At 36.8% G+C, this 17,091-nt stretch carries 22 protein-coding genes; all 22 read left to right on the top strand.

Going from position 1 to position 17,091, the window contains the following annotated elements; all coding sequences use genetic code 11:
• The first annotated feature begins 1 nt into the window (after nt 1).
• The 22 genes from ACQH2O_RS01405 to ACQH2O_RS01300 all read left to right on the top strand — a co-directional run bounded on the left by ACQH2O_RS01405 (nt 2) and on the right by ACQH2O_RS01300 (nt 17,028).
• On the top strand, nt 2–226 hold the full coding sequence (locus ACQH2O_RS01405) for a gpW family head-tail joining protein (RefSeq protein WP_187297528.1): 225 nt from the start codon (nt 2–4) through the stop codon (nt 224–226).
• Nucleotides 226–1,653, top strand: a complete 1,428-nt coding sequence (locus ACQH2O_RS01400; protein WP_264337665.1) for a phage portal protein — start codon at nt 226–228, stop codon at nt 1,651–1,653. The genes ACQH2O_RS01405 and ACQH2O_RS01400 overlap by 1 nt, the downstream gene beginning before the upstream one ends.
• Nucleotides 1,650–2,738, top strand: a complete 1,089-nt coding sequence (locus ACQH2O_RS01395; RefSeq protein WP_236515170.1) for a S49 family peptidase — start codon at nt 1,650–1,652, stop codon at nt 2,736–2,738. Before ACQH2O_RS01400 ends, ACQH2O_RS01395 begins: the two co-directional genes overlap by 4 nt.
• A complete protein-coding gene (locus tag ACQH2O_RS01390; RefSeq protein ID WP_164224825.1) occupies nt 2,731–3,102 on the top strand; it encodes a head decoration protein in 372 nt (123 codons plus the stop codon). The genes ACQH2O_RS01395 and ACQH2O_RS01390 overlap by 8 nt, the downstream gene beginning before the upstream one ends.
• Before the next feature lie 43 nt (nt 3,103–3,145).
• Nucleotides 3,146–4,150 (top strand): major capsid protein, encoded by a 1,005-nt coding sequence (locus tag ACQH2O_RS01385; RefSeq protein ID WP_164224824.1) that lies wholly within the window; start codon nt 3,146–3,148, stop codon nt 4,148–4,150.
• 83 nt (nt 4,151–4,233) lie between these two features.
• On the top strand, nt 4,234–4,554 hold the full coding sequence (locus tag ACQH2O_RS01380; RefSeq protein ID WP_174516711.1) for a head-tail joining protein: 321 nt from the start codon (nt 4,234–4,236) through the stop codon (nt 4,552–4,554).
• Entirely contained in the window at nt 4,547–5,035 is a 489-nt protein-coding gene (locus tag ACQH2O_RS01375; protein WP_164224822.1) for a phage tail protein, read from the top strand. Before ACQH2O_RS01380 ends, ACQH2O_RS01375 begins: the two co-directional genes overlap by 8 nt.
• On the top strand, nt 5,016–5,543 hold the full coding sequence (locus tag ACQH2O_RS01370) for a hypothetical protein (RefSeq protein ID WP_425385227.1): 528 nt from the start codon (nt 5,016–5,018) through the stop codon (nt 5,541–5,543). The genes ACQH2O_RS01375 and ACQH2O_RS01370 overlap by 20 nt, the downstream gene beginning before the upstream one ends.
• Nucleotides 5,533–6,102 carry a phage baseplate assembly protein V gene (locus ACQH2O_RS01365; protein WP_205517798.1) on the top strand — a complete coding sequence of 190 codons (570 nt, stop codon included), beginning with the start codon at nt 5,533–5,535 and terminating at the stop codon, nt 6,100–6,102. Before ACQH2O_RS01370 ends, ACQH2O_RS01365 begins: the two co-directional genes overlap by 11 nt.
• A gap of 39 nt (nt 6,103–6,141) precedes the next feature.
• Complete coding sequence (locus ACQH2O_RS01360) at nt 6,142–6,594, top strand: PAAR domain-containing protein (RefSeq protein ID WP_425385226.1); 453 nt, start codon at nt 6,142–6,144, stop codon at nt 6,592–6,594.
• Nucleotides 6,595–6,599: 5 nt separating this feature from the next.
• On the top strand, nt 6,600–6,935 hold the full coding sequence (locus ACQH2O_RS01355; protein ID WP_191110937.1) for a GPW/gp25 family protein: 336 nt from the start codon (nt 6,600–6,602) through the stop codon (nt 6,933–6,935).
• Nucleotides 6,936–6,944: 9 nt separating this feature from the next.
• Nucleotides 6,945–7,742, top strand: a complete 798-nt coding sequence (locus ACQH2O_RS01350; protein ID WP_012673241.1) for a baseplate assembly protein — start codon at nt 6,945–6,947, stop codon at nt 7,740–7,742.
• A 6-nt stretch (nt 7,743–7,748) separates the two neighbouring features.
• The gene (locus ACQH2O_RS01345; protein ID WP_264337888.1) at nt 7,749–8,966 is read left to right on the top strand and encodes a phage tail protein; all 1,218 of its coding nucleotides are present in this window, start codon (nt 7,749–7,751) and stop codon (nt 8,964–8,966) included.
• Nucleotides 8,967–8,986: 20 nt separating this feature from the next.
• Nucleotides 8,987–9,673, top strand: a complete 687-nt coding sequence (locus ACQH2O_RS01340; protein WP_264378050.1) for a hypothetical protein — start codon at nt 8,987–8,989, stop codon at nt 9,671–9,673.
• A 6-nt stretch (nt 9,674–9,679) separates the two neighbouring features.
• Nucleotides 9,680–11,626 carry a DUF4815 domain-containing protein gene (locus tag ACQH2O_RS01335; protein WP_264688624.1) on the top strand — a complete coding sequence of 649 codons (1,947 nt, stop codon included), beginning with the start codon at nt 9,680–9,682 and terminating at the stop codon, nt 11,624–11,626.
• Between the two features lie 20 nt (nt 11,627–11,646).
• Nucleotides 11,647–12,843, top strand: coding sequence for a hypothetical protein (locus ACQH2O_RS01330; RefSeq protein ID WP_264336323.1), 1,197 nt, complete (start codon nt 11,647–11,649; stop codon nt 12,841–12,843).
• 7 nt (nt 12,844–12,850) lie between these two features.
• The gene (locus ACQH2O_RS01325) at nt 12,851–13,036 is read left to right on the top strand and encodes a hypothetical protein (protein ID WP_174517025.1); all 186 of its coding nucleotides are present in this window, start codon (nt 12,851–12,853) and stop codon (nt 13,034–13,036) included.
• Nucleotides 13,033–14,508, top strand: a complete 1,476-nt coding sequence (locus ACQH2O_RS01320) for a hypothetical protein (RefSeq protein WP_264688622.1) — start codon at nt 13,033–13,035, stop codon at nt 14,506–14,508. Before ACQH2O_RS01325 ends, ACQH2O_RS01320 begins: the two co-directional genes overlap by 4 nt.
• A gap of 6 nt (nt 14,509–14,514) precedes the next feature.
• Nucleotides 14,515–15,072, top strand: a complete 558-nt coding sequence (locus tag ACQH2O_RS01315; RefSeq protein ID WP_208571640.1) for a hypothetical protein — start codon at nt 14,515–14,517, stop codon at nt 15,070–15,072.
• Nucleotides 15,073–15,087: 15 nt separating this feature from the next.
• A complete protein-coding gene (locus tag ACQH2O_RS01310; protein WP_264711403.1) occupies nt 15,088–16,245 on the top strand; it encodes a phage tail sheath subtilisin-like domain-containing protein in 1,158 nt (385 codons plus the stop codon).
• 14 nt (nt 16,246–16,259) lie between these two features.
• The gene (locus tag ACQH2O_RS01305; RefSeq protein WP_065094343.1) at nt 16,260–16,760 is read left to right on the top strand and encodes a phage major tail tube protein; all 501 of its coding nucleotides are present in this window, start codon (nt 16,260–16,262) and stop codon (nt 16,758–16,760) included.
• Nucleotides 16,761–16,776: 16 nt separating this feature from the next.
• Entirely contained in the window at nt 16,777–17,028 is a 252-nt protein-coding gene (locus tag ACQH2O_RS01300) for a phage tail assembly protein (protein ID WP_015588509.1), read from the top strand.
• The last annotated feature ends 63 nt before the right edge of the window (nt 17,029–17,091 follow it).

Raw genomic sequence — 17,091 nt, 5'->3', positions numbered from 1 at the left:
AATGTATAACGAAGAGTATTTAGTTCAAATTGAAGAAGCGATAAAGAAGCTGCAAAACGGAGAGCGAGTGGTATCAATTGCATATGGTGACCATGTGGTGAGATATGCAGAAGTAGATATAAATGATTTACTAAGCTTAAGACAACGTATTAAGGCTGAACTAAAGATTGTTGGAATGAAGCCGAAGAGGAAAATTATTTTTGCTACTAACAAGGGAGTTTTGTAATGTTACTAAAATCATTCAAACAACTATTTAGCAAGCCAAAAATCAAAAGCTCAGCCTGGGATGCATCTGGCTCAGGAAGAAGGGTAATGTATTGGCAAGGAGAAACGGGAAGCATAAATAATTTACTCTCTCAAAGCCTTGAGCACTTGCGTAGCCGCTCTCGTGATATGGTAAGAAAAAATCCATATGCAGCAAATATCATTGATACAATAGTAAGTAACTCGATTGGAACAGGAATAAAACCGCAATCAAAAGCTAAAGATCCAGAGTTTCGGAAAAGAGTGCAAGAGTTATGGCTGAGATGGACAGATGAAGCAGACAGTAGTGGAGTAAATGATTTTTATGGACTGCAAGCACTGGTTTGTAGGAGCATGATAGAAGGCGGGGAATGTTTCATACGGTTAAGAACAAGAAAACCTGGAGATGGTCTGTGTGTACCGTTGCAATTACAAGTGCTTGAATCTGAACACTTAGATAATAAAACAAATCAAACTTTAGCAAATGGTAATGTAATAAGAAACGGGATTGAGTTCAATAGACTTGGGCAAAGGGAAGCATACTACCTATTTAAAGAACACCCTGGTGAAAGTACGTTTGGAGAATCAGTAAGAGTACCAGCAAACGATGTTTTACATATCTATAGACCACTAAGACCTGGGCAAATTAGGGGAGAGCCATGGCTTTCTAATATACTGCTAAAGCTCTATGAGCTTGATCAATACGATGATGCAGAGCTAGTGAGAAAAAAGACAGCGGCGATGTTTGCAGGATTTATTACGAGACTCGATCCAGAAGCAAATATTTTAGGAGAAGGTGAAAGTAATGAGCAAGGAGTAGCACTATCTGGTTTAGAGCCTGGAACAATGCAGCTTTTAGACCCAGGAGAAGATATAAAATTTTCAGAACCATCGGATGTTGGAGGAAGTTATGAAGCATTCATGAGACAGCAGCTGAGAGCAATAGCAATAGGTACAGGAATAACATATGAGCAACTAACTGGGGATCTAAGTGGCGTTAATTATTCATCAATCAGAGCAGGATTAATAGAGTTTCGTAGGAGATGTACAATGTTACAGCATAACATAATGGTATTTCAGTTTTGCCGTCCTGTATGGGATAGATGGTTAGAGTTAGCACTACTTTCTGGAGAACTAGACATAGGTGAAGAATGGACAAAGGGAAAAGAAGGAGCAAAAAAAGAAGTAAAATGGATACCACAGGGATTTGATTGGGTCGATCCGCTAAAAGATCAGCAAGCACAGCAAATGGCAGTAAGAAATGGATTTAAGAGTCGATCAGAAGTAGTATCAGAAATGGGTTACGATGTAGAAGAAATTGAGCAGGAAATTGCTGAAGATCAAAGACGTGCAAGTGAACTGGGCTTAAGTTTTGATTCTGACGTTACGGCCAATCAAGAGGTGATATGAAACAACAATGGCTAAACAGATGTGTAATGGTAGAACCAAGGAGTTTTGAATTACTGTCACTACAAACAGGAAAGCAGCCTATCTTTAAAAATATAAAACATGCAGTAAGAAATAGTGAAAGAGGAATAATACCGATACATGGAATCTTGACAAAAAAGTCAGAAACTTTTGATGATATTTTTGGAATGACTTCCTATAATCAAATAGAAGCACAAATTACACAAGCAATAGAAGATAGTGATATAGAAACAATCCTGTTGGATATAGACAGTCCTGGAGGAGAGGTCAATGGAGTGTTTGACCTTGCTGATTTTATTTACAGTGCAAGGGGAAAAAAGAGGATAATAGCGATAGCAAATGATGATGCATATTCTGCAGCGTACGCTATAGCTTCTAGCGCTGAAAAGGTATTTGTGAGTAGAACTTCAGGAGTAGGAAGCATAGGAGTAATAGCAAGTCATATAGATCAAAGTGGGTTTGATGAAAAACAGGGAATAAAATATACGACAGTATTTGCAGGAAGTAGAAAAAATGATTTAAATCCACATGAGCCAATAACTTCTGAGAGTTTAGAAAACCTAAAAAGCGAAGTGAATCGTTTATATGGAATGCTGGTTGAGCTAATAGCACGCAATAGAAACCTTTCTGTAGAGGCAATCAAATCAACAGAAGCAGGGCTATATTTTGGCGAGAAAGCAGTAGAAATAGGTCTTGCAGATGGAATTACAATTCTTTCAGAGTTTAAATATATTAATAAAAACAGGAGTATTACTATGAACGAACAAACTATAACTGACCTAAAAGAAGAAACTAATAATTTAACTAAGTATCGTACTGAAGTTCTTGAATTAATACGTTTATGTAATATATCAAAGATGCCAGAGAAAATAGGAGAATTTATTGAGCAGAGTGTAAGTGTTGAGCAAGCAAGGGAAGTTTTAATGGAATTACTTGCAGAAAGAACAAAGAAGACAGAGATAATAAGTACAATACCACAGAATTCAGGAGAAGAGTTGATGATGCAGGTAGCGAAAAGTCGTAGGCATTTAAAATATATAACAAAAGGAGAAAAGCAAAATGAGTAGTATAACAGAACAAAATAACCTTGGTGATCTTCTAAAATATGAAGCATCAAATTTATATTCACGAGATCAAATAACTGTTGCCAAAGGACAGAATCTCAAGCTTGGTGCAGTAGTTGCTAAAAAGACTGAAGATGGTTTTATTAGGGTCTTAAATCTAACAGCAACCGATGGCACACAAACGGCAATAGGAGTAATTTCAAGTGATGTAAACGCAAAGGAAAATGCTAAAGGAGTAATTATTGCTCGCGGTGCAATGCTAGCAGATCATGCAGTTGTATGGCCAGCAAATATCACTGAAGAGCAGAAAAATGCAGCAATAAAGCAACTTGAAACACGAGGGATCATTATCCGTAAAGCAGTCTAAAGCTATATTAAACAATAAAAAACACAAAGGGGGAAAAGAAAAAATGCAAAATCCATTTACAAATACAGCATTTAGTATGACGGCACTAACTAATGCGATGAATATATTGCCGATAAATTATGGACGGGTTGAAAATTTAAATTTATTTCCAAGTAGGTCAGTAAGATTTAGACATATTACCATAGAAGAGCAAAATGGAGTATTAAGTTTACTACCAACGCAAGTACCCGGAGCACCAGCAACAGTAGGAAAAAGAGGAAAAAGAAAGGTAAGAACATTTACGATTCCACATATTCCGCATGATGATGTAGTGTTACCAGAAGAAGTACAGGGAATAAGAGCATTTGGATCAGAAAGTGAACTTAAAGCGCTGGCAGATGTAATAACTGACCATTTGCAGCTAATGAGAAATAAACATGCAATAACGTTGGAGCATTTGCGTATGGGAGCGCTGAAAGGAATAATTCTGGACGCAGATGGCAGTGAATTGTTAAATCTGTACAACGAATTTGAAATAACACCAAAAGTAGTAAATTTTGCACTGGGAGCAGCGATAACTGATGTAAAACGTAAGTGTCTGGAAGTATTGAGGCACATAGAAGATAATCTAAGTGGTGAATATATGACAGGAATTCATGCTTTAGTAAGCCCTGAGTTTTTTGATGCACTTACTTCTCATGCTAAAGTGAAAGAAGCATATGAGAGATGGCAAGAAGGAGCAGCGCTAAGAAATGATATGAGGTCAGGATTTACGTTCTGTGGAATAACGTTTGAGGAATATAGAGGACAAGCAACTGATCCTGAAGGAACCGTGAGAAGATTTATAGAAAGGGATACGGGGCACTGTTTTCCAGTAGGAACAGCAAGCACATTTACAACATATTTTGCACCAGCAGATTTTAATGAAACAGTGAATACTCTTGGACAGCCACTCTATGCAAAACAAGAGCCAAGAAGATTTGATAGAGGGACTGATTTGCATACGCAGTCAAACCCTCTGCCAATGTGCCACCGTCCAGCAATACTAGTCAAGATCGTTGCAACATAGGTAGAGCAAATATAAAGCGGTGTGAGGCAGAAGAATGCTTTACCTCTTCTTAGCATATAAATGTTAGTATATAGCGGAGAAATGTGCAAGAGAATATTAAGAGATTATTTAAAGATTGTTTTGCTCATTTAGGAAAAGTAGCTTTGTATGAATCAAAGGATAAGTCATATATGGTACAAGTACTAAAGCAACAGCCAGATAAATTATACGAGATTGGTGAAGGACAATTTGTGGGAGAGATGCTTTTTCTTGAGGTAAGCGTTTTTGATGTACTCAGGCCAATGGTGGGAGATATTTTTGTTATTGATGGTTGTAAATATAAAGTATATTCTCCGCCACTGCGAGGTAATTCAGGAATAGTTTGGAATATAAACTGTACAGTACTTGGAGAGAAAGATGTTTAAAATTGAAGTTAATGAAAACATTGAGAGAATTACTCACGACATTGATGCTAACAAAGCCAAAGTAGAGTTGGCAGCGGTAAGAGCGCTAAACAAAACGGCACTATGGTTAAAATCTCAGGCTGTCCGAGAAATCAGTGAAGAAAAGCAAATTAGGCTGAAAGTAATTAGAAAAAGACTAAGAATCATCAAGTCAAGAAAAAGCACTTTGAAAGTTTTAATTAGAGCATATCTGTATGATATAAATATAAAACAAGCAAAAATAAGAACAGCATTTAATGATGAATTTATGGCAACAATGCCAAGAGGCTATCGTGGTATTTTTAAACGTGTAGGAAGAACAGCACTACCGATACAGGAGGTTAAACTACCACTTGAACCTGAGGCTTCAAGGATAATAGAAAATCTTGTTAATTATGAAGTTGAAAGGATATTTGAAAAATATTTTACACATGAGTTATTTTATGACGGCATTTTGGACTAATTTACATGAGGCAATTTGTAATACGCTAAAGGCAGAGATACCAGCAATTCAAACTTGTGAGGTTTATCCAGCAATCAGGAAAGAATTGATAGCACCAGCAGTATTTATAGAACTTAGTGGCTTTGAAAAAGGACATGATCCAGGAACAGAAGAATTAGCGCTGAGAGCAAAATTTGAAGCACGAATTGTGATTGATAGCACAATAGAAAATGCACCTATTATTGTCAGAGCATTGGCGGCAGAAGTAGCAAGAGTGGTAAATAAAAACACTTGGAAAGTGAAGAAAATTTCACCAGGAGAATTTATCTCAGGAGGAGGAGATGATTTTAGGCCAGAGCTCGATGCATATTTAGTGTGGATGGTAGAGTGGGTGCATGAAGTACATCTTGGTGATTCAGTATGGGCAGAGAGTAGTATTCCGCCGAGTACTGTTTACATTGGGTTTACGCCTGATATTGGAGTTGCTAATAAGCATAAATATGTAAAGGTTGGCAAAAATGATGAATAGTTTTGAAGATGCGAACTTACTAATAAAACTTAATAACTTGATTAGAGTTGGCACAGTCGAAGAAGTAGGCTGTGGAACGGCTAAGGTACGTGTAAAAATGATAGGTAATATATTAACAGACTGGTTGCCATGGGTAACAGCAAGAGCTGGAGAAGACAGAAGTTGGTCTGCACCAAGTATTGGAGAACAGGTGATAGTACTTTCGCCATCTGGTGAAATTGCCAAAGGGATTGTCTTACCTGCAATTTATTATAAAAAATATCCTATTCCAGAAGGAAGTAAGGAAGAAGTAAGCGGTTTTGTTTTTAAAGATGGAACAGTTATTTACTATGACCGAAATGGTCATAAGTTTACAATTTCTGTCAAAGAAGAAGGAGCTCTTGTTTTTGCAGTGAAAGAAACGCAAATGGAAGTAACTAGTAAGGAAGTTATTTTAAAAACGGGAAAATCAAGTTCAAATATAACTGATGAAAAGATTGTCTTACAGGTTGGGAACTCAAGTCTAGAGATTACTGAGAGTGGCATTAAGTTAAATGCGAAAAAAATAGATTTAAACTAGCCGGAGAAAAATGTTAGAGCTAATAATGATAAGGGTATTATGATTGGTGATATTGAGTATACCTCTCAAACATCAGAATTAAGTGGATATGAATCAGGATGTGAAGATGAGTCAAGAAGAGAGGAGGAAACAAGAGGTTCATTGTTAGGGCAAAAACGACTTTCAGAATCAGACAAAGATTTAAGTTTGGCAAAACAGGGAAAAGTTGTTCGTTTTGGTGATATGTGTAACCAACATGGAGATTATTTACAAAGCCCTGGCATAGGAGGAAGCGGTAATGTGTTTGTAAATGGTAGGCCTGTGCATCGTCAAGGAGATGAATGGTCACAACATGCATCAACAGACCCTTATAAACCACCACATACTAGTCAATCCCTTCTTGAGGGGTCAGATTCAGTGTTTGTAAATGGCAAAGCCATTGCTCGTACTGGTGACCTAATTTCCTGTGGAGCAGTGGCAGAACAAGGAAGCAATGATGTCTTTGCAGGGTAAGTGATATGCGTGGTATGAATTCTGAAACTGGTAAAACAATAAGTGGTATAGAGCATTTAAAACAATCAATAGTTGATATTTTAACTACGCCAATTGGCACTCGTGTTATGCGCCGAGATTACGGATCAAGGTTATTTGAGCTGATAGATCATCCAATTGTACCTGGTTTTGCACAAGAACTTTATGCAGCAGTTGCAGAAGCATTAGAAAAGTGGGAGCGTCGATTTAAGCTTAAACGTGTACAAATAACAGAAATAAAAGAAGGTAAAGTAACTCTCATTTTAGAGGGAATCTATCTGCCAAATGGAAAGCTGATCCGCCTTGATGGTATTATAGTATAAGGTAGTAGGATGAAAACACCAAATATTGTCGAAACATTAAAATTTGAGGAAATCTTTTCGCGAATGAAAGAAGAGTTAGTGCGTCGGAATGCAAGTTTTTCTGCACTAACTGAGAGTGATCCAGCAATAAAGATACTGGAAGTAGCAGCCTGGCGTGAACTTTTGCTTAGGCAAAGGATTAATGATGCAGCACAGGCAAATTTACTTGCTTTTGCAAGAGGTAATGACCTTGATCACTTGGCTGAATTTTATGGTGTGCTGAGAAAGGAGTCAGAGAATGATGAATCCTTAAGGAAGCGGGTAAAAGCCAAAATTGTTGGTTGGTCAACAGCAGGGAGTAAAGAGCATTATCGCTATCATGCATTATCTGCTGACACGAGAGTAAAAGATGCGCAAGTGGTATCACCTATACCAGGAAGTGTACAGATTTCAATACTTTCCACAGAAAATGATGGAGTACCTTCAGAAGAATTGCTAGAGATCGTCAGAAATCACGTTATTCGTGATGATATTCGTGTATTAACAGATACGCTTACAGTTATTGGCTGTGGTATTATTCCCATTACTATTCATGCTAAAGTGCATATTTACCCTACTGCATCAAAAGATGTTATCGAAGCTGTAAAGGAACAATTTATCAAAGATCTTGAATCTGCTAAAGGTTTAGGGTGGAATGTTACCAGATCATGGATTATTGCCCACCTCTTTATAGAAGGTATGCAGAATATAGAGCTTACAGAGCCGATAGAAGACATCGTCGTGCAAGATAATGAATGCGTTACTTTAAATAATTTAAGTGTTAGGTAAAAATTGGTGATACTTCCTCCAAATGCTTCAAAGCAAGAGCAAATACTTACAGACATAATTAATTATTCTCTTGATGCAAATTCTCTACGGGGATTTAAATTTAACCCACAGACTGAAATGTTGCCGTGGCTAGTAGCGGAATACGGCTTGGGAGAAATTTTATCCTGGGGTAAGAAAGCTACTAAGAGTGCATTAAAAGAATGGGTCTTAGCTAAACAAAACGGAATAAGATTTCAACGTTTGCGCGGTACACCACAGTCACTGAAGATGGCGCTGAAATGGGCAAACATTGATAATATTACCATTCAAGAAGAACCACCAGGAGAGCATTTTGCTGAATTTCAAATTGGCATCTCTGATGTTCCTAATGACTTTTTTGTCGATAGTGTAATTGCTCTGGCAAAACTTTCTGCACCGGCAAGATCTCGATTAATGCGAATATTCAATGACTATTACAATGCTCAGCGGTTTATGTTAGATGAAAGTATTTTTGGAGATCTTCTTTCAGACTACTCAGGTGTAAAAATAGCAAAAGAAGGACCAGTATTATCGTTTGGAAGAAAAAACTCATTTGAGCTGAAAATAGGAAATCCAAGATTTAAATTTGGCACTTTTAGATCACATTATGATAGAAGTTACAGTAATGATTTATATAGGTTAGATGTTGCAACATTAGGAGAGACAGAGCCTCACACGAAGAATTACAACGGTACATATGAAAGAAATCATGAGTGGTACAACTTAGAAGCACTATATCCTCTACCACAGAGTTTATTGCCAGAAATTAAGTTTGCTAAAGCATTGATAGTATTGTCAGATAGTTGGAATTTAGGGGATATCAATGCTTGTTTTGCATCAACTACTTATGAAGAAATAGAGCATACATTTCACTTAAGTGAAGATAAACTTTCTGAGCAGATTTGGAATTTTCAACGTACACCAATTTTAGAGCGATTTAGTATAACTTATTACTATGAAGCGAAGAATTTTACTGATCAAAAAATAATAGAGTCTAATTTAGTGGAATATCACGTTGATTGTAAAAATGATTCAGATTCAAAACAGAAAGATCCCATTCATGAGCTAGAAAATTACGTAGCAGCATTCTATCCAGGTATGGTTACTTGGCATGAACATCGCCACTTAAATCGCCCTTGGAAAGATTTTGATCCTATTATTGCAAAAAAATTGGACGTTTTTTCTACGGATCTTGTATATACATAATATCAACTGCACAATCAACTATGTCAGTACTCACACAATCAGGCAGAGCAGCTATTGCTGCGAGCATAAAAGAGCAACCGATACATCTTGCTTGGGGATCTGGAGATTCTACCTGGGAAAGCAGCTACAAAGTTGAAAAAACTTTTGCAGCAGGCGGCAAGATAAGTTTAGATCACCACACTATTAAAGATGTAAAAGTTTATACAGGGCAAACAATTTATCAGTCAAGCATAGATTATATAGTTGATAGTAGCTCAGGCACTATTGAGCGTGTAGAAAATGGTGCAATTATAGCAGATAGCGTAATCACTATAGAGTACACTCAAGACACACCACCGGAACTAATTACTTCTGCAACATTAATTAAGGAAGTTGGACGTCGTGTTGTTGATGAGATACTCTTTTGTACTGGTGATGATGATGGAGAGCTTCTAACTCCCACAGGTAGGTTTAAACCCTCTAATGTACCAACTAATAATCTCTATCTTAAATTTACTTTCGATTTCACGGACGCAGCAAATCAAGTAATAAGGGAGCTCGGGGTTATGGTTGGTACAAAGGTAAAGGAAAAAGTGTCATCTGGGCAGAGATATTTTGAGCCAAAAGACGTGGAAAATCCTGGAATTTTGTTAGTTTTAGAACACACCGTGCCACTTATCAGAACATCTGCAACTCGGGAAACTTTTTCATTTGTTGTAACTTTTTGAAATAAAATGACCTTAAATAGTTATTATAACCGCTTTAATCCTGACAAAGAATACGAAAAAAGTTTGTTTCTTGCTGGAAGAGGTCTACAGTCAGCAGAATTAAACGAGACTCAGGAGTATGCTCTCTCTAAGCTTAAAGGTATAGGCGATGCAATATTTCGTGATGGTGATGTTATAACAGGAAGCAATTGTATTATAGATAGAGAAACTGGTAAAGTTACACTTGAAGGAGGAAAAATCTATCTTCGTGGAGCAGTTAGAAAAGTAGAAGCAAAAGAGTTTGTTATTCCACTGAGTACCACAGTGCGTATAGGTGTTTATTATCTAGAATCTACGATTACAGAACTTGAGGACGAAAATCTTCGTGATCCTGCAGTTGGTACAAGAAACTATCAGGAAGTAGGAGCTGCAAGGCTTAAAGTTTCCATCATTTGGGGATACCAAGTAGAAAGTGTTACTGTTAACTCTACAAATGGCGAATTTTACCCAATTTACAACATTGAAAATGGAGTATTAATAGAACACTCACCGCCACCACAAGCAAATATAGTAACTACAGCTCTTGCTCGTTATGACAAAGAGGCAAATGGTTCCTACGTTGTAAATGGCCTTGAAGTGATGTTCCTCCACAAAGAAGAAAAGGGAGAAGAAGGGGTAAAAAAAGGTAAAAAAGAAATATTTGTGATTAATGAGGGCAAAGCTCATGTTGATGGCTATGAGATTGAGTTACCTCACAGTATTCGCATTTCTTTTGATGAAGATCCAGATATAAAATCAGTTGAATCAGAGCCACATACTTTTCAGCCAAATAGCCAAAGAGTAATGGAACTGAAGGTTAATGATTTTCCAATAAGTGAAATTAAAAAAGTAGATATAACTGTTCAGAAAACTATTACTGTTACTCACGGTTCATATTCTGGAGCTATTGATCCGATACCTGACTCTGCAGTACTTGAGATTATTCAAGTTAAACAAGGCAATGTTATTTATGAAAATAGTATAGATTACAAATTAAACGCAGGAAACGTTGATTGGTCATTACCAGGTAAAGAACCAGCTCCTGGAAGTAGTTATCAAATAACTTACCGCTGTCGTACTCATGTAAGCCCTGAAGATATAAGTGAACAGGGATGCAAAGTAAAAGGAGCAGTTGATAACAGCTTGGTTCTGATTGATTACACCTGGAAAATGCCACGCTATGATTTAATTACTATCGATAGCAAAGGAGTGGTAAGAAGAATAAAAGGAATTTCCCACTCTTGGCGACCATCGATGCCTAAAGCTCCCTCTGGACAACTTTTGCTCTGCTACATTCATCAGACGTGGAAAAAAGGCGAAGGGGTAAAAATAGTGAATAATGCTATTCATGCTGTACCGATGAATGAGCTTGAAGCAATGAAAAAAGGAATAAATGATCTTTATGCTCTTGTTGCACAGGAACGTCTACGTAGTGATGCAAATTCAAGAGAGCCAACCACGAAAAAAGGAGTATTTGTTGATTCGTTTTTTGACGATGATATGCGTGATCAAGGAGTTTCACAGTCTGCAGCAATAGTAAATAAGGAACTAATTTTACCAATAGATGTAACTATTGCTGATATTGATGGGGAAGAAAAAACTTATTTGTTGCCGTATGAACTTGAACCGGTACTGGAGCAGCTTTTACAGACTAAAGGAGAAAAGATTAATCCATATCAAGCTTTTGATCCAGTCCCGGCACAAATTACTCTAAATAAAAACATTGACCACTGGACGGAGGTTACCACGAATTGGAAAAGTCCAGTAACTAGAGTATTTAATGTTAAAGAAACAACAGAGCTGCTGTCAAGCACCTCATACGAAACTGAATTTATGCGAGAAGCAACTCAAAATTTTGAGATTGAAGGTTTTGCAACTGGTGAAAAGCTTAAGGAATTAAAGTTTGATGGAATTTTTATTCAACCTAAAGCATAGAAAATATTTGAAAGAAAAACATGATCGCAACATTTATTGCTGATAACAGAGGAAAAATAAAAGGAAGATTTACTGTACCAAGAAACATTCCTGCTGGGACTAAGTTAGTGCAGTTCTTCGGTGATAAAGGCAGTTATGGAGAAGCAACTTATACTGGTAAAAAAACAATTACCATAGAGGAAAGAAGAAGAGTTATCGCAGCAAGAAGAGTTGATCCTTTAGCGCAAACATTTACTCTAAATGAAAGTAGGCACATAGGAGGCGTGGAACTATGGTTTGTAAATAAAGGCAAAAAACGTGTTGTTGTGCAGATTAGAGAAACAGCAGTGGGAGTGCCCTCGCAAACTGTCATTGCTGAAAGCTATATTGAGCCAAAAGATATAAAGATAGATGGCACAGCAACACGTATAGAGTGGTCACCAGTGTTTTGCCATGCAGGAGAGGAGTATGCAATAGTACTACTTACTGATGATGCAGATACTGCAGTAAAAATAGCAGAACTTGGCAAATATGATGCAGTAAATAGCCGTTGGGTAACAAGCCAGCCATATCAAGTAGGAGTATTACTTTCATCAAGCAATGCAAGCACCTGGACTCCACATCAAAATTTAGATTTAACGTTTCGGCTTTTGGCTGCAAAATTTAGCGAAAATTCTCACGTTATTGATCTGGGAAAAGTTACAGCAACCAATACTTCAGATTTAATTGTTTTGACGAACGTCGAAAAAGTAGCATTTGATACCAATGTGGAATTTATCTTAACAGATGAAGAGGGAAAAGAGAACTTTTTGTCTGATAATTTGCCACTTGCACTGCGTGAAAGACTATCTGGAGAGCTAACAGTAAAGGCAAGCCTAAAAGGAGGGCGAGAAAAAAGTCCAGTGCTATATCCTGGGTTACAGCTAGTTATGGGTAATATAGGGGAAAAAGGAGATTATGTTACAAGAAGTATTACAGCAGGAGCTAATACTAAAATCACCATAACGTACGATGCGCTGATACCTGGCACTGCAGATGTTAAAGCTTATGTACAAAAAAGCAACAGTGATTGGCAATTAGTAAATTTAACATCAGGAAAACCAATTGGAGAAAATTGGGTAGAGAGAACTCATGTGCTGACAAATTTTAATGCTAATGAGACAAGGATAAAATTAGTTTTAAGTGGAACGGTTATTTATCGTCCTAAAGTCAAAAATCTCAGAGTAATAGTAACATAAAATTTAAATGACTTTTGATCAAACCAAACGAGGATATCCTTTGCCGCATCCAGAGAACATAGCTGTAGAAGATGTAGTACGTATTCGCAGAGCCATAGAAAAGATAGATGAAGATATGAGTGAAAGAGAAGATGAACTTAAAAATAATTTTGAACGATTTAGATTTGAAACTTTTTTGAATTTTTGGGAATGAAAGAAGCAATAGAAGCATTACAGCAAAGGATAAAGGATTTAGCAGCAAATAGCACGGCTGATCAACTGGCATATCTTGCAAAATCGCTGGAATTGATAGCAGATAAAAAAGCTATTGCTGACATTGTACAAATAACTGAAGTAAAAGAGATAATTGATGCACTACAGAGAAGGCTTAAAGATTTAGCAGGAAGTAGTACACCAGATCAACTAGCATATCTTGCTAAAGCACTGGAATCAATAATCGACAAAAGTGCGGTTTCTGAAATTGTACAGATGACAGATGGTAAGTTAAAAGAACTCTTGAGCGCTGCAAGGACGCACTTAAGTGACATAAATAGCAATAAGGAAAATTCAATATCTGCAATAACTGAAGCGAAAACAGATTCTGTCAATGAAATTAACAAGCTTAGGGATAATTCCTTAAATACTTTAAAAGCATCATCAGATTCGCATATATCGCTACTTGATACGAGAAAGAATGCCAATATTGCAGCAATAAATAGCATTAGTAACAGTCATAAAGATGGTCTTAAAGGTTTAGTAGAAGATTTTCGTGCTGTTAATAATGTACCATCTGGCTCATCAATTATTAGGGAAATAGAAACTCGTGATAACCAATTAAAAACATCCCTGATAAATGAGGTAAAAACTCGGGATGAACAGTTAAAAGTGTCTCTTATAAATGAAATAAGAAAGCGCAACATGGTTGAACCAGGGTCATTACCTTTCTTATTTGGTGTACTTGGCAGAAAAAATAATTATTTTGGCCACGGAACTTTTACGACAGAGCTTGGAAAGTGGAGTAGTGATATAACAAAAACTGACTATATGTTACAACTACTAGCAGGTAGCCATACGTACAATACAGATTACGTTAGTTTTTATCGGCCAAGACAACTAAGTTTTATAGAGGGAAGTAAAGGAACATTTATTTACGGAGAGTTATGCACAAAAAGTTTTTCGGGTAGTTATGATGAGATATACTATTACCCGTATGCTGCACTTGGAGTAGTATTTGTAAAAAATACAACCAATGTGAACATAAATAAGACAATGGAATTTGTTGGATCATCGTATTCGAGTACGGAGTATGGGGGAGCAGGATTATTTGTGGGAACACCAGATAATACCAATTCTAATAAATCAAGAATTTCAAGAATAATATGGAAAAATGTTTACCAATACACGAGTTCTGATAGCAAATTAGCTGGATCTGGTAATGTGGAGATTCCAGCAGGAAAAACAGTTGCAATATTACTTTACACATCATCTTACCTGTATTCCAGAACACAAGTTAGTCAAGGTATGCTTGCATCAAATTATGTACACAACTATGGTCAATTTATTCAGTGGGGGATTTATAACATACGTAGCAATGTTCTAACTACAGGACTTGAAGTAGATGTGGAGAGAACGCTAAAAGCTTGGCAATGTCCAGGATTATCTAACACGTATGAGATTTGGAGGTAACAAACAATGTCTATCTACATTAGATTTGAAAATGATAAACAAGTAGAAACAACAACACTTGAAAGCAAGCCAACTGAAAATGATTGGTATGAAGCACCAGAAGATTTTGATTGGCAAAAAAGCTATTGTTTAACAGAAGGAGGCAAAATTGCTCAGCGGAATCAAGAAGATATTGAATTGGAGTTACTACAAAATGCGAAGTTTTCTGCACTTTCTAATCTTCATGCTTATTATGATAACTATACTCACCAATACGCAGGATATTCTCATCAGAAGTCTAAGTCGTACGAAATACAAGCAAAAGCCGCAGAGAACATTTTAGCAGCACCAGAATCTATAGACAAAAAAGATGCAGAAATTATAGAGCCATTAGCAAAAGTCCGAGGAATTTCAGTAGTAGAAATGGCAAGAATAATTCAGGAAAAAGCAAAAAGAGCGAAAAAAGCAATAATCAAGTGCGAAGAATTGGTGGATATAGCTGAAAGGGAAATCGGTGAAGCTAAAAGTAAGGAAGAGCTGCAAACTTTGCTAGATAATTGTAAACAAAAAATGCAAGAAAGTTGAAAAGGGGAAAAAGAAATGACAGAACAGTTTCTACATGGAGTAAATGTTATCGAGGTTACCTCAGGAGCGAGGACAGTACGAACAGCTAAATCATCGGTAATTGGAGTAATTGGTACTGCACCTGATGCTGACGGGCAAAAGTTTCCACTAAATAAACCAATATTAATAGCAGGAAGCTTAAAAGAAGCAGCAAAACTTGGTCAATCTGGGACTTTGCCTTCAGCTATTAATGCAATTTTTTCCCAAATTGGTGCAACAGTAGTAGTTATTCGAGTTGAGGAGAAAGTAGAAGAGACGCTCAGCAATGTCATTGGTGGAGTTAACGAAGAAACTGGAGAATATCAGGGAATTCAAGCGTTCTTAAGCAGTGAAAGCATAGTTCATGTTGCGCCAAGAATACTAATTGCACCTCAGTTTACTCATCAATTATCTGGAGATGCTGGAAATCCAGTGGTTAGCGCTTTAATTCCTATAGCAGAAAAGCTAAGAGCAATAATAGTAGCAGATGGACCAAATACCAATGATGAAGAAGCAATAAAATGGAGAAAAAGTGTAGGCAGCTCAAGAGTTTATGTTGTTGATCCGTGGGTTAAGGTTTTTATTGAAGGAAAAGAAGAAATTCTCCCTCCAAGTTCATTTGTAGCTGGTTTAATAGCTAAGATAGATAGCGAGCAAGGCTTATGGCACTCACCTTCAAATAAAGAGATAAATGGTATTGTTGGAACAAGCAGGCCTATTGATTTTACGCTCGGTAATATAAATTGTAGAGCAAACCACTTGAATGAAAATGAAGTAACAACGATAATTCATCAAAATGGCTATAGGCTTTGGGGAAATAGAACATGTTCAAATGACTCAAAATGGGCTTTTTTGTCAGTGAGAAGGACTGCAGATTTAATCAACGATAGTCTACTTCGAGCTCATTTATGGGCAGTTGATCGCAATATTACCAAAACTTATATAGATGATGTGATTGAGGGGGTAAATTCTTATCTTGCAAATTTAAAAGCGCAAGGGGCGATTATTAGCGGAAAATGTTATGCAACTCCAGAGCTCAATACACCAACAAATATTGCAAGCGGAAAAGTGTCTTTTGATTTTGAGTTCACGCCACCATATCCAGCTGAACAGATTACTTTCAGGTCACACCTTGTGAGTGGCGCAATATTGTAAAAGGAGAAAGAGAGATGTTACCAAAGATCCTAAAGAATTTTAACGTATTTGTTGATGGTCGTGGCTATGCAGGAAAAATAGATGAAGTAACCTTGCCAAAACTTACCATAAAAACAGAAGAATACAGAGCTGGTGGTATGGATATTCCAATAAATATTGATATGGGCATGGAAAAGCTTGAAGCAGATTTCACTTTTTCTGAATATGACTCTGAGCTCTTTAGACTTTTCGGATTGATAAACAATAATGCTGTTTCTCTTACTTTAAGAGGAGGTTTGCAGGGAAGTAGTGATGCCGAATCAGTAGTAATTAACTTAAGAGGGCTCTTTAAGGAACTTGATTTTGGTAACTGGAAGGCTGCTGAAAAAGCAACACTAAAATGTATAATTGCTGCCAACTATTATAAGCTTACCATTGATGGCAGAGAATTGATTGAAATTGACGCTGAGAATATGATTCGCAAGATCGATGGTGTTGATCAAATGACTTCTATGCGCACAGCTTTAGGAATTTAACTAAAAGGGTAAAACAATGCAAAAAATTAAATTAACTGAACCAATAAAAATCGATGGAATTTTAGTTTCAGAGCTAACTCTACGCCGTCCAAAAGTTCGAGATCGTTTAGCTGTTGAACGTATGGGTAATAGCGATGCAGAGAAAGAAGTAGCACTGATTGCAAATCTTGCAAGTATTTCAAGAGAAGCAGTAGAAGAATTTGATTTAGCAGACTACAATAAGATTCAAGAAACGTTACAAGGTTTTTTGTCTCAGCAGAAGAATTGAGGTTGAGCATATTATCACTTAGCTCAATGGTTGGTGGTGGAATCAATCAGTGGCTTGATATGG

This window comes from Wolbachia endosymbiont (group B) of Schoenobius gigantella (assembly GCF_964031005.1).
GTDB classification, from domain to species: Bacteria; Pseudomonadota; Alphaproteobacteria; order Rickettsiales; family Anaplasmataceae; genus Wolbachia; species Wolbachia pipientis.
This window is presented reverse-complemented; position numbering and strand designations above follow the sequence as displayed.

What these genes read in the sequence shown, in the direction of transcription:
- ACQH2O_RS01405 (WP_187297528.1), top strand. Translation starts at nt 2, where the DNA reads ATGTATAACGAAGAGTATTTAGTTCAAATTGAAGAAGCGATAAAGAAG.
- ACQH2O_RS01400 (WP_264337665.1), top strand. Translation starts at nt 226, where the DNA reads ATGTTACTAAAATCATTCAAACAACTATTTAGCAAGCCAAAAATCAAA.
- ACQH2O_RS01395 (WP_236515170.1), top strand. Translation starts at nt 1,650, where the DNA reads ATGAAACAACAATGGCTAAACAGATGTGTAATGGTAGAACCAAGGAGT.
- ACQH2O_RS01390 (WP_164224825.1), top strand. Translation starts at nt 2,731, where the DNA reads ATGAGTAGTATAACAGAACAAAATAACCTTGGTGATCTTCTAAAATAT.
- ACQH2O_RS01385 (WP_164224824.1), top strand. Translation starts at nt 3,146, where the DNA reads ATGCAAAATCCATTTACAAATACAGCATTTAGTATGACGGCACTAACT.
- ACQH2O_RS01375 (WP_164224822.1), top strand. Translation starts at nt 4,547, where the DNA reads ATGTTTAAAATTGAAGTTAATGAAAACATTGAGAGAATTACTCACGAC.
- ACQH2O_RS01370 (WP_425385227.1), top strand. Translation starts at nt 5,016, where the DNA reads ATGACGGCATTTTGGACTAATTTACATGAGGCAATTTGTAATACGCTA.
- ACQH2O_RS01365 (WP_205517798.1), top strand. Translation starts at nt 5,533, where the DNA reads ATGATGAATAGTTTTGAAGATGCGAACTTACTAATAAAACTTAATAAC.
- ACQH2O_RS01360 (WP_425385226.1), top strand. Translation starts at nt 6,142, where the DNA reads ATGATTGGTGATATTGAGTATACCTCTCAAACATCAGAATTAAGTGGA.
- ACQH2O_RS01355 (WP_191110937.1), top strand. Translation starts at nt 6,600, where the DNA reads ATGCGTGGTATGAATTCTGAAACTGGTAAAACAATAAGTGGTATAGAG.
- ACQH2O_RS01350 (WP_012673241.1), top strand. Translation starts at nt 6,945, where the DNA reads ATGAAAACACCAAATATTGTCGAAACATTAAAATTTGAGGAAATCTTT.
- ACQH2O_RS01340 (WP_264378050.1), top strand. Translation starts at nt 8,987, where the DNA reads ATGTCAGTACTCACACAATCAGGCAGAGCAGCTATTGCTGCGAGCATA.
- ACQH2O_RS01335 (WP_264688624.1), top strand. Translation starts at nt 9,680, where the DNA reads ATGACCTTAAATAGTTATTATAACCGCTTTAATCCTGACAAAGAATAC.
- ACQH2O_RS01330 (WP_264336323.1), top strand. Translation starts at nt 11,647, where the DNA reads ATGATCGCAACATTTATTGCTGATAACAGAGGAAAAATAAAAGGAAGA.
- ACQH2O_RS01325 (WP_174517025.1), top strand. Translation starts at nt 12,851, where the DNA reads ATGACTTTTGATCAAACCAAACGAGGATATCCTTTGCCGCATCCAGAG.
- ACQH2O_RS01320 (WP_264688622.1), top strand. Translation starts at nt 13,033, where the DNA reads ATGAAAGAAGCAATAGAAGCATTACAGCAAAGGATAAAGGATTTAGCA.
- ACQH2O_RS01315 (WP_208571640.1), top strand. Translation starts at nt 14,515, where the DNA reads ATGTCTATCTACATTAGATTTGAAAATGATAAACAAGTAGAAACAACA.
- ACQH2O_RS01310 (WP_264711403.1), top strand. Translation starts at nt 15,088, where the DNA reads ATGACAGAACAGTTTCTACATGGAGTAAATGTTATCGAGGTTACCTCA.
- ACQH2O_RS01305 (WP_065094343.1), top strand. Translation starts at nt 16,260, where the DNA reads ATGTTACCAAAGATCCTAAAGAATTTTAACGTATTTGTTGATGGTCGT.
- ACQH2O_RS01300 (WP_015588509.1), top strand. Translation starts at nt 16,777, where the DNA reads ATGCAAAAAATTAAATTAACTGAACCAATAAAAATCGATGGAATTTTA.